The following is a 7790-nucleotide window of genomic DNA, read 5'->3' on the forward strand; positions in this document are numbered from 1 at the left end:
TTTATGTGCTAAGTACATAGATAAAGGTGTCTTTGATGTACGGGAGACTCCAACTAAAACAATATCTGCTTTAGTAATGCCTCTCGGGTCACGGCCATCATCGTATTTTACGGCAAATTCGATGGCTTCAATTTTACGAAAATATTCTTCATCCAATTTTCTCATTAAGCCTGGGCGGTGGTGTGGCTGTTTATGAAAGCTCGTTTCGAATGCATTCATCAATGGGCTTAAGAGATCTACAGCTAAGATACCCTCTTCTTCTGCCCGGTGATCTAAATAGTTTTTTAATGATGGGACTACAATTGTATAGGCAATAATAGCAGGCCCTTTTTTCGCCAATAAAATGATATCTTCAATATCTTCAAAGTCATCCACATAGGAATTACGACGAATCTCAACCTGCCCGCCATTAAATTGTGTTGCCACTGCTTTTACCACAAACTCAGCTGTTTCTCCAACTGAGTCCGATACAACATAGACAACTTCTTTCTGTACCAAAATGGCAGCCACTCTCCTTAGTTTGATTTGTTCTCCATGATTTCTAAATATGCCCGCGTGATCGTTGTTTTGGTGATGCGGCCTACTAGCAAATATGTACTTGTATCCTCTTCTACTTCCTTCACAACTGGTAAGGAGTCAATATGATTATGAATCATCTTTTTGGCTGCTTCGAGCAAGGTTTCTTCTGGGTTAATCGTTATAATATTTGGCATTCTCGTCATAATGACACTAACTGGTAATTCATTAAGGTTTTGATTTCCTAGTGATGCTCTGAGCAAATCCTTCCGAGATACCACCCCAGCTAGATGCCCTTTAGGATCCACCGCATAAAGTGTCCCCACATCCTCTAAGAAAAGCTGGACAATCGCATCATAGACAGATGTGGATTTTTCAACGACAATCGGATGGGCCTTATAATCTGATACTTTTTGATGAATGAATTTCTTCGCCTGTTCCTTTGTTTCATAGCTTTCATTAAAAAAGTAACCCACTCTTGGCCTTGCATCTAAGTTCCCTGACATCGTTAAAATAGCGAGGTCGGGTCTTAGTGCGGCCCTTGTTAAAGAAAGTTTCTCAGCGATTTCTTTTCCTGTTATTGGTCCGTTTTGCTTAACAATCTCGAGGATTTCATCCTGGCGTTTAGATAACTTAATCATTACCACCACCTTAATCACATTAAATATGATATATTCATTGAGTTTATTATAAATGTGTTATACTTATTTGTATATAGTATATTACATTGAGACAAAAATCGAAACAATAAGTTTTAATTTTTTTTGACAAAATATAAAACTATTTTTAATAAAGGCTCTGTTAGTAACTTTTCTATTATTTTTGATTATGATAAAAACAAAAAAGGCCAATGCTTTGATTTATACAAAGCATTAACCTACAAGGGTTTTTATCTTTTGTTTGATACCAGTCTTCTGGGTCGAATGACAAAAAAGAACCTACCCCACCGTTTCTTCTTTTCTAGTTATCTATTTAATTGTCTCACTTTCAAAGGCTTGTTTTCCTTGCTTACTTTGATAATTTCACCGATAATACTGATGGCAATTTCTTCTGTTGTTTCCGAGCCAATTTCCAATCCGATGGGAGAATGGACCTTCTCCAGCTGTTCTTGTGGGACACCTTCACTTTTTAATTTTTCAAATATGGTGATGACTTTGCGCTTGCTGGCAACCATCCCAACATATGCTATTGGAAATTGCAGTGCTGTTTTTAAAACAATATCATCACGATCTTTTGTAACAATGACCACATATGACTTTTCATTTAGGTTGGCTGCGAGTATGGCCTTTCCAATATCCTCGTTCACAAAAAGGTTAGTCGCATTAGGAAAGCGTTCCTTCGTACAATAACCAACCCGATCATCGACAATGCAATAGGAATATTCAAGGGAATCAGCAAGCTTTGCCAACGCATAGCCTAAATGACCGGCTCCAGCCAAAACGAGTTCAGGCCTGCTTGTATAGACTTCAATAAACACCCGTAACGTTCCGCCACAATTCATTTGAATTCCGTCTTTTGCATGTTTATTCAATTTGTATTCAACGATTTTCGATTGGCCATTTTGAATTGCCTTTACACTGTCTTCGATAATATAGTGTTCAGCCAAGCCTCCTCCGACAGTACCTTCAATCGTACCATCACGGTATACAATCATTTTTCCAACATGCCTGGGAGTCGAGCCCTTTGATTCAATTATCATGGCTAAAGCAAAGGTTTCGTTTTGACGCGTCAGCATGGCCACTTTTTCCATCAATAGCATGAACAGCTCCCCCCCTTTTTTTAACCATTAATTCGGTTGATATTGCTTCATGCTCAGAAAATAACGTAAAAGATTTAAGGCGACTGTTTTTCTATATAAAGCAGTGGAGCGCTGATCGTCGATTGGTTTAATGATCTTATCAAAGGCTGCCACAACCTGAGCGATGTCTGCATCTGCTAATGGTATGGTATGCCCAAGCAACTTCTTTTCAATATCAATAGAACGAACCATAGTAGGTCCGACCGCCCCGAATGCAAAACGAACATCATCGATTCGTGCACCATTTATCCGGATATATCCTGCAAACCCTACTTTGGCAATTGCATCAGCATTACGGTTGCCGACTTTCTCAAAAACGACATGAGAATCTTCTTCTAATATGGACGGCAATATGATCTCTGCCAAAATTTCATTATGATAACGTTGCACCCTTCGTGGACCTTGGATAAAATCGCTAATAGCTACTACACGATCACCATTAACGGAGCGCAGCAAAAGTTTTGCGTTGTATACATATAACAATGGCAGGGTGTCACCAGCCGGAGAAGCGTTGCAAATATTACCTCCCAATGTCCCTCTGTTTCTAATTGCCGGAGCCGCAATAGTTTTAATGGCGTTCTTTAATGGTATTGGAATTAACTGGTCTTCAATTAATTCGCTATAGGTACAGCAAGCACCGATGTGGAGATCCTTATGATTTTGATACACCCGCTTTAGTTCAGAAAGATGATCAATAAAAATAATCGGTTTAGGAATTTTCGGAGGCACTCCCCTTCGACTTTTGTGAAGGACCATGACATCGGTGCCACCGGCAATGATTGCACAGTCTTCTTTGTTCAATTGGCTCAAAGTTTCGTCTAAATGATCGAAGCGATACGCAGTTATTTTTTCTGCCATAAGCCGTCCCCTTTTTTCGCTGCCAGGTTAATCGCATCAACAATCATATTGTAGCCAGTACATCGGCACAGATTTCCGGAAATACCTTCACGGATTTCTTCTTCCGAAGGATGAGGGTTTTTGGATAATAAATCGGCACTTGCCATGACCATCCCAGGAATGCAGTAACCACATTGCACCCCTCCGGCTATGGAATAGCTCTCATCTAATATCTTAAATTGTTCCGTTTCCATGATTCCTTCTATCGTTTGAACATCGGCTCCCTCAATCGAGCCAATGGGGATAAGGCAGCTGTTTTGCAGGAGATTATTCACAAAAACACTGCAAGCTCCGCACTCCCCTTCACCGCAGCCTTCCTTCGTCCCGATCAACTCAAACTTATCTCTTATTAAATCTAGCAATCTTACTGTGGCAGGGGCGTCAGTTTCTACCGTTCTCCCATTCAGTGTGAATTTTATCAACCTTCTTCACCTTCTTTCACCCAAAGACCTTCAATAATGACTTCCGGTGTGATCGGAATTTGCCGAAAAGAAGTTTGCAGTGCATCCTCGATCGCCGCTTGGACTGCTGGAGCGCCGCCGATTAACGTCAATTCACCTGCGCCCTTCGCCCCATATGGACCATCCGCATAGGGGTTATCAAAGACCTTGCTTTCGATTGGAACAACGTCCAATGAAGTCGGCGGTCCATAATCCGATATGCTTTTTTGTTGGATCCTGCCTTGCTTTGACGTCATCTTTTCTAGATAACCATACGCTAATCCTTGAGCTAATCCACCGTCAATTTGTCCTTTCATAATCCGTTCATCGATGACCTTTCCCACTTCATAATTGCCGTACACTTTTTCTAACTTTACATTTCCTGTTAACGTATCAACTTCTACTTCAACGAAATTAACGCCCCATGAATAAGCCGGGTAGGCGTCTCCATTGAAGGTTTTCTCGTCCCAAGGAATCATTTCACGGTGAACATAGTGCTCCACTACTTCCTGTTCCACCCCTGTTTGCCACTGGTCCTTCAGTTTTTTGGCGGCACGTTCAAGCAATTTTCCGACAATCATCGTCGTCCTGGAAGCTACTGTCGGACCGGAGTCGGGAACCTCTTTTGTATCGGGATAAGGGTACAAAATTTCTTCGTACGGGAGGTCTAGTTCTTTGGCGACAATTTTACTTAGGGTGGTCAAAATGCCTTGTCCCATATCAGAATTTGAGATTTTTAGTGAGACCTGGTCGTCCTTTGATTTAACCAGCTTAACTGTTGCTTTAATATGATCTCTTTCGCCACTGCCTGTAAATCCACAGCCGTGGAGGAACAAGGAAGTTCCAATGCCTTTTTTATAGCGCTGACTTTGTTGATTGAAACGCTGAAACTCCTGTTTTTTCTTTTTGTATTCTGACGAATTGAGAAGGTCCTCAATCATTTCTTCTACTAATATTGGATCGCGGAATATACCTTTGGTGATGGTGGGGTCTCCTTGTTTGACGAGGTATTTTCGTTTATAAGCAAGCGGTTCGATGTTTGCCAGTTTACTAAGATGGCCCATATGACTTTCGATTCCGGCAAAGCTTTGTGGAGCACCAAAGCCTCTGAAGGCACCATTCGGAACGGTATTGGTCTTTAAGACATAGCCTTTTGCATGAAAATGCGGAATTTTATAAACACCGGCGCTGTTTATTAATGCGCGCTGCAGCACGACAGAACTCAAACCCACATTCGCTCCGCCATCGAGATAGATGTCCACACACAGGCTCAAAATGTTTCCTTCTTGATCTAGGGCCGTTCGATAGTTGAGTTTGGCCGGATGTCTTTTCGTCGTAACCACCATATCCTCAGAACGGTCGAACACTAGCATCACCGATTTTTTGACTGCTCTTGCTGCAACGGCAACGTGACAAGCCATCATCGAAGGAAAGTCTTCTTTGCCGCCAAATCCTCCGCCAGTAGGGCTTTGAACCACTCTGACTTCATCGTCACCACAGGCTAATGCGCTTAGCAAGGCATTTTTTATATAATAAAGACATTGCATCGATCCCTGGACTTCAATTTCATCATCCTTATAAATGGCAAGCATTCCTTGTGGCTCAAGGTAGACATGCTCCTGATAACCCGTATCATATTCTTCCTCGATTATTTTGTGGGCACTCTGCTCGATTGCTGAAATGACATCTAAGCTTTCCCCAAACTCATAGTTTGCCATAGTAACCCCGGCTGCAGATTTTTGTGTGATCGCTTCATCCAATGTATAAATAGCCTGATGTTCTTCTAATTCAACCTTCACTTCATTTAATAAACTGTACAGGATATTCAGGTCTTTTCCGACAAGCATGAGGATCGGCTCGCCAATATAATTGACCCATTCATTAGCAAAAATAGGCTGATCTTCTTTGATGATTTTGACATAATTGGGGCCGGGGATATGCTCTGCACCAACCGCTTCATACCCTTCCGGAAGGTTTGGTATTTGAATAGAAATGACTTTTCCATAAGCAATTGGCGATCGATACAAAACACCATAAACCATATTTTCCAATTTTACGTCACTAATATAGGCCAATTGGCCAGATACTTTACCACTATGGTCCTTTTTGGGCACTGAGGTGCTTATGTCTTTAAGATTCATTCCAACAACACCCTTCGACTCTTTTTTAAAGTTAAATAGAAACCTCTTCCTTCGATTTTATAAATGAGAATGATTTTTTATGATTAATTTCATTCAATAATTTCGTTGTTTTTAATTATATATTTATTTCAGGATACATTACCTATTTATGTAAGAATTTTTGACTAAGTATTTTCATTTAATTTGTTTGTTCATTTCCGCTTCAATCAACATAGTAGGAAATAATCCACTACTAAAAAACACAGCTCCACCGATCTGTCCGTTTGCATTAAAACAGGACGATCGAGTTAACCTGTGCCTTGATAAATACTTATAAAATTAATCAGAATAACAATCGTGAAAATACTTAACTGCTTTTTGGTAATCCTCCGGTGTATCCACGTCCATTAGTACTCCCGGATCGTCTACATTTAAATACTGCTTTTCATAACTGTTAAGGACCACACGCAAATTACTTTCTGGATTGGTTTCGAGAATTTTCTGTTTCACTTCACTTGATAATTTGATGGGATGACCACCTTTATAATGAAAGCTGGGAATAACTACGTTCCCTTTGTGTTCTGCTATTAGCTGAACGGTCTCTTTTTTTACAAGCGGACAATCTCCAGGTGTAATATAGAAGGTTGGGGCTTTTAATTCGTTACATCCCTTTTGAATGGAAGAAAACATTCCCTGGTTAAAGTTTTCATTATAAACAACCTTTATCTGAAATGAAAAGGCATTTTTATTGCAGATTTTTGCAACTTCCGCTTGGATAATTTCCGCTTGAAACCCAGCTACGACGATGACTCTGCTGCATAAACCTTCAAATTTAGATATCGATTGCTCCAACACGCTCATTTGCCCAAGTGGCAAAGTCATTTTAAATGCATTCGCTCGGCTGGAATATCCTGCAGCTAACACAATCGCTTCGATTTTTATCACCTTCTACAAAATAAATTGATCTTAATCCTCTATTAGTCTTGTAACTCTATTCCCGCATCGACTACATTCCCCATCCAGAGTAATGCCAAACTTTGTTTCACTAATGGTGTAATTTTCAATTTGAATTGCATCACAACAATTTCCACACCAGACATTTCTCTCTAACTCATTTCGAGTTTCTTTAGGTAATGAAAGCCACTTCTTATTAGCTACAAGCGAAACTACTTTACAACCAAGATCTTGTTCTATGTTTCTTTTGCTTTTAGATTTTTCCTTGCCTACTTGTTTTTTCACATCTTTATCCATTTTTCCCCCTCCTTTCAATGTCATTTTTCTTTGATAATCCTTATTATATATCATTCTTTAATAGACGATTACCTCACCTGCTTTTTGTACTTTAAGGGGCACATTCTTGAAGGAAGTAAAAAACTGTTTTCCTTTTCAGTCTTTTTCACAAATACAAAAAAAACTCACAAACGTTGGTCTAACAACATTTGTGAGTTTTTGAGCGTTCCTATTAAAAATACCGGTGATCGGAGTCGAACCGATACTCCTCACGGAACACGATTTTGAATCGTATGCGTTTGCTAATTCAGCCAAAGCGGCATAAAAAAAATCCCATAGCTTTTGCTATGAAATTTTTGTTGAGCATTATTTAACAGGGGCAGTAGGAATCGAACCCACACTGAAGGTTTTGGAGACCTTAGTTCTACCTTTAAACTATGCCCCTAAATGGTGGAGGGGGACGGATTCGAACCGCCGAACCCGGAGGGAGCGGATTTACAGTCCGCCGCGTTTAGCCACTTCGCTACCCCTCCACATATAAAGAAAAGAAAACAAAAAGGAGGAAGAGGGATTCGAACCCCCGCGCGGTGTTACCCGCCTGTCGGTTTTCAAGACCGATCCCTTCAGCCAAACTTGGGTATTCCTCCATAATAAAATATATAAATTCGTATTTTGGTAGCGGCGGAGGGGATCGAACCCCCGACCTTACGGGTATGAACCGTACGCTCTAGCCAGCTGAGCTACACCGCCATAATATTATTTTAAAAATATTGGTGGAGTCTAGGGGGA

Annotated in this window: 8 protein-coding genes and 4 tRNA genes; all 12 read right to left on the reverse strand. The window is 40.5% G+C overall.

Going from position 1 to position 7790, the window contains the following annotated elements:
- On the reverse strand, positions 1 to 498 hold a 498-nt coding region (locus V7137_RS28295), incomplete at its 3' end, for a pyruvate, water dikinase regulatory protein (protein WP_335701146.1).
- Positions 499 to 515: 17 nt separating this feature from the next.
- Positions 516 to 1157, reverse strand: a complete 642-nt coding sequence (locus V7137_RS28300) for a helix-turn-helix transcriptional regulator (RefSeq protein WP_335701147.1) — start codon at positions 1155 to 1157, stop codon at positions 516 to 518.
- A 323-nt stretch (positions 1158 to 1480) separates the two neighbouring features.
- Positions 1481 to 2275: an XdhC family protein gene (locus V7137_RS28305; protein WP_335701148.1), complete on the reverse strand. Its 795-nt coding sequence runs from the start codon at positions 2273 to 2275 to the stop codon at positions 1481 to 1483.
- Positions 2276 to 2302: 27 nt separating this feature from the next.
- A complete protein-coding gene (locus tag V7137_RS28310; protein WP_335701149.1) occupies positions 2303 to 3172 on the reverse strand; it encodes an FAD binding domain-containing protein in 870 nt (289 codons plus the stop codon).
- The gene (locus V7137_RS28315) at positions 3157 to 3633 is read right to left on the reverse strand and encodes a (2Fe-2S)-binding protein (protein WP_335701150.1); all 477 of its coding nucleotides are present in this window, start codon (positions 3631 to 3633) and stop codon (positions 3157 to 3159) included. Before V7137_RS28315 ends, V7137_RS28310 begins: the two co-directional genes overlap by 16 nt.
- Positions 3630 to 5792 carry a xanthine dehydrogenase family protein molybdopterin-binding subunit gene (locus V7137_RS28320; RefSeq protein ID WP_335701151.1) on the reverse strand — a complete coding sequence of 721 codons (2163 nt, stop codon included), beginning with the start codon at positions 5790 to 5792 and terminating at the stop codon, positions 3630 to 3632. Before V7137_RS28320 ends, V7137_RS28315 begins: the two co-directional genes overlap by 4 nt.
- 318 nt (positions 5793 to 6110) lie before the next feature.
- A complete protein-coding gene (locus tag V7137_RS28325; RefSeq protein ID WP_335701152.1) occupies positions 6111 to 6716 on the reverse strand; it encodes a nucleotidyltransferase family protein in 606 nt (201 codons plus the stop codon).
- Between the two features lie 21 nt (positions 6717 to 6737).
- Positions 6738 to 7022 carry a hypothetical protein gene (locus V7137_RS28330; protein WP_335701153.1) on the reverse strand — a complete coding sequence of 95 codons (285 nt, stop codon included), beginning with the start codon at positions 7020 to 7022 and terminating at the stop codon, positions 6738 to 6740.
- A 353-nt stretch (positions 7023 to 7375) separates the two neighbouring features.
- A tRNA-Trp gene (locus tag V7137_RS28335) sits at positions 7376 to 7446 on the reverse strand.
- Positions 7447 to 7449: 3 nt separating this feature from the next.
- Positions 7450 to 7534, reverse strand: a tRNA-Tyr gene (locus tag V7137_RS28340).
- A 24-nt stretch (positions 7535 to 7558) separates the two neighbouring features.
- Positions 7559 to 7648 (reverse strand) — tRNA-Ser (locus V7137_RS28345).
- A gap of 26 nt (positions 7649 to 7674) precedes the next feature.
- Positions 7675 to 7751, reverse strand: a tRNA-Met gene (locus V7137_RS28350).
- Between the last annotated feature and the right edge of the window lie 39 nt (positions 7752 to 7790).

The sequence above is a fragment of the Neobacillus drentensis genome (genome assembly GCF_036962765.1).
Classification (GTDB): Bacteria; Bacillota; Bacilli; order Bacillales; family Cytobacillaceae; genus Neobacillus; species Neobacillus drentensis_C.

Bases quoted from the DNA above. Each gene is read 5' to 3' on its own strand.
- V7137_RS28300 (WP_335701147.1), bottom strand. From the start codon at position 1,157: ATGATTAAGTTATCTAAACGCCAGGATGAAATCCTCGAGATTGTTAAG.
- V7137_RS28305 (WP_335701148.1), bottom strand. From the start codon at position 2,275: ATGCTATTGATGGAAAAAGTGGCCATGCTGACGCGTCAAAACGAAACC.
- V7137_RS28310 (WP_335701149.1), bottom strand. From the start codon at position 3,172: ATGGCAGAAAAAATAACTGCGTATCGCTTCGATCATTTAGACGAAACT.
- V7137_RS28320 (WP_335701151.1), bottom strand. From the start codon at position 5,792: ATGAATCTTAAAGACATAAGCACCTCAGTGCCCAAAAAGGACCATAGT.
- V7137_RS28330 (WP_335701153.1), bottom strand. From the start codon at position 7,022: ATGGATAAAGATGTGAAAAAACAAGTAGGCAAGGAAAAATCTAAAAGC.